Source organism: Ercella succinigenes, from assembly GCF_900002895.1.
In genome coordinates this window covers 1-2,601 of the sequence record NZ_CDHP01000005.1, presented here as the reverse complement: position 1 = coordinate 2,601, position 2,601 = coordinate 1, and the positions used below count along the sequence as shown (strand labels likewise).

General features: G+C 38.3%; 1 rRNA gene and 1 pseudogene. Both read right to left on the bottom strand.

Annotated elements, in window-relative coordinates:
* A 16S ribosomal RNA gene (locus AC0KSB_RS01775) occupies nucleotides 1-357 on the bottom strand; the annotation flags it as partial.
* Between the two features lie 1,897 nt (nucleotides 358-2,254).
* A pseudogene (locus AC0KSB_RS01770) lies at nucleotides 2,255-2,601 on the bottom strand (IS1634 family transposase); the annotation flags it as partial.

The following is a 2,601-nucleotide window of genomic DNA, read 5'->3' as shown; positions in this document are numbered from 1 at the left end:
TAGGAGTCTGGGCCGTGTCTCAGTCCCAATGTGGCCGTTCAACCTCTCAGTCCGGCTACCGATCGTTGACTTGGTAGGCCTTTACCCTACCAACTATCTAATCGGACGCGAGCCCATCTTTTGCCGGATTTCTCCTTTGATCTACTCTAGATGCCTAAAGTAGATGTTATGCGGTATTAGCACTGGTTTCCCAGTGTTATTCCCCAGCTAAAGGCAGGTTGCTCACGTGTTACTCACCCGTCCGCCGCTAGGTTTAATCTTTCCGTCCTAAGACTTCCTTATTAAACCCCGCTCGACTTGCATGTGTTAGGCACGCCGCCAGCGTTCATCCTGAGCCAGGATCAAACTCTCAAATAAATTTACTTGAGAACCTTTTGGCTCTTTGTTTACTTGCTCAACTCTTTGTTAGAATTGATTTTTGGCTCGTCTTTTGTCTTTTACACTGTTCAATTTTCAAGGTTCCTCCCCTCACGCTCTCGTGAGGTGCTCGACTATATTAACATCGTACTTTCCTTTTGTCAATCAATATGTACTTCCTCTTTTCCCGTTTTGTCTACGTTGCCGGGTGTTCCCTTGTGCTCCGTTGGACACTCTTTTTGCCAGGTGTTTCCTTGAGGGCATCTATGCACTCTTTTCAGATGTATGTGTTTATTACATACTAGTATTTTTATACTTTTACTTTTTCAGTTTAAGACAAGATAATTAAAAGTATCAGGTGTGTTGAAAATACATATATATAATAGGTATTATTTAGAAAAGATTTTATTAAACCTTTGAAAAATGGAACTGTCCACCAAAAGTGCAGAGAAAATGGCACGCCAATACATAAGTCGGGGGGGTACACCTACTATTTCATGTATCGCTTTTGGCCCTAAATTCTCTGGCGGCAGCATCATTCTCAACACTGCATCCTTGATTCTCTTGGGATGGCGTTTCGATCGGTCTACTATGTGTCGTTGCTTGTTTTTTTCAGGTTCCATTTAAGGGTTCCTTTCTGCATTTTTGCTACGACAACTATTAGGGGGCACTCTAGTCTTAAGATCAATACCTTAAATCAACTGGTAATAGGGCATTACAGCCAAAGTTACTTTGAATCTTGTCTGGCACTTGGTGCCAGACAAAGTTATTGATTAAATTCGGCAAATCAACTGAACTAAAGACTTTTTAAGAGATTATTCTGATATCCTTGTCTGGCACTTGGTGCCAGACAAGGATTATAGCTGAAAAACTGTACAAGTCTGCAAACAGGTCATTTCCAGACTTAGAATAAATTATAAGGGTGTCCCGCTAGCCTGCTGTTATTTTGTCGTGTCTATTTTATTTTGTTGTTTTTCTGCTTTTTTTGCAGATTTTATTCTGTCGTTTAACATTTCGTTTAACAGCCAGAATGAAGATGACAAAGTATAGTTTGATCCTAGCATCACTAAGACGTCGGGCGTTGTAAAATCCAAAACCCGCTTGCAGCTGCTTACCTGGTAGCATCTCAGGAACGACCTCAAATTCGCGCTTGCCTTTTACTCTTAGTAAGTCTTGTTCTTGACGCAAGCTCAAAACGAATCGTCTAACCGTTCTGTCCTTAAATACCTCGTTGTAGTGTTCCTGCAGCCAATCCTTTATTTGCGCAGCGCTGATGTCTTCATACTCGTAAAGCCACTAAAGTACAACATTCTGATATTCATCTATACCGCTGTTGTACATTGTTTGTCTCTTTTGCGCGTATTCTTCCGGCGTCATGTCCCAATAGGTGTCTACCGTTTGCCAGTTCAGATCGAAGTTGCTTGCCGTCGCATTTTTGCTAAACCCCCTGGTTCTTGGCTTAATGATTTTCTATAATTAAAAATCAAATCGCTACTAATTTTTTTACATTTAATTTGCATGTCAAACAAAAATCATAAAACAATTGATAAATCAATAATTTATTTTTAATCTCAGTGTCGAAATCCGGTTTCATAACGATACTTTTTACTTTTATCACATAATTATTTTTGTATGTATAATATTAAATGCTAATTTAAAGCAATATTAAAACATTTAGGCTGGTTTATGTATATTTTTAAACACTTTTTTTACATTTTTTATTATTTGATATTTTTTAGATAATCATTAATAAACAATATTGACAAATCACAAAATATATTGGAAGATATGAATATCCTGTCTTTGACAGTTGAAAGCAAGAGAAATGCCGTAAACGGCTGTATTACAGACGTTTTCGGCATTTAGCATTGTATATAAAAGTGCGTAATGTCTACTTTTAACTTTTTGTCTTTTTGACGATTTTTTGCATCTCTTTTTTGGGCACAAACTCTAAATCAGTCCTGAATCCGAACTCATCATGTAGGGCATCTGTTATGTCAGTTCGAGTATAAGTGGGAATATATCCATCGTTATCCTTTAACAGAAAATTCATTCCACTAAGTGTTTTCACAATCATTTCACCGCTGGCCTTGTCATCAGACAGACGCAATTGGATCTTCTTAGTCAAGATTCGGTAGACCAGCAGTGCTATAAAACAGGTCAGGAAGTGAGCCAGAATACGATCATCTCGTTTTAGATAGACAGGTCTGGCCTTTAGTTCACTTTTCATAATTCGAAAACAGG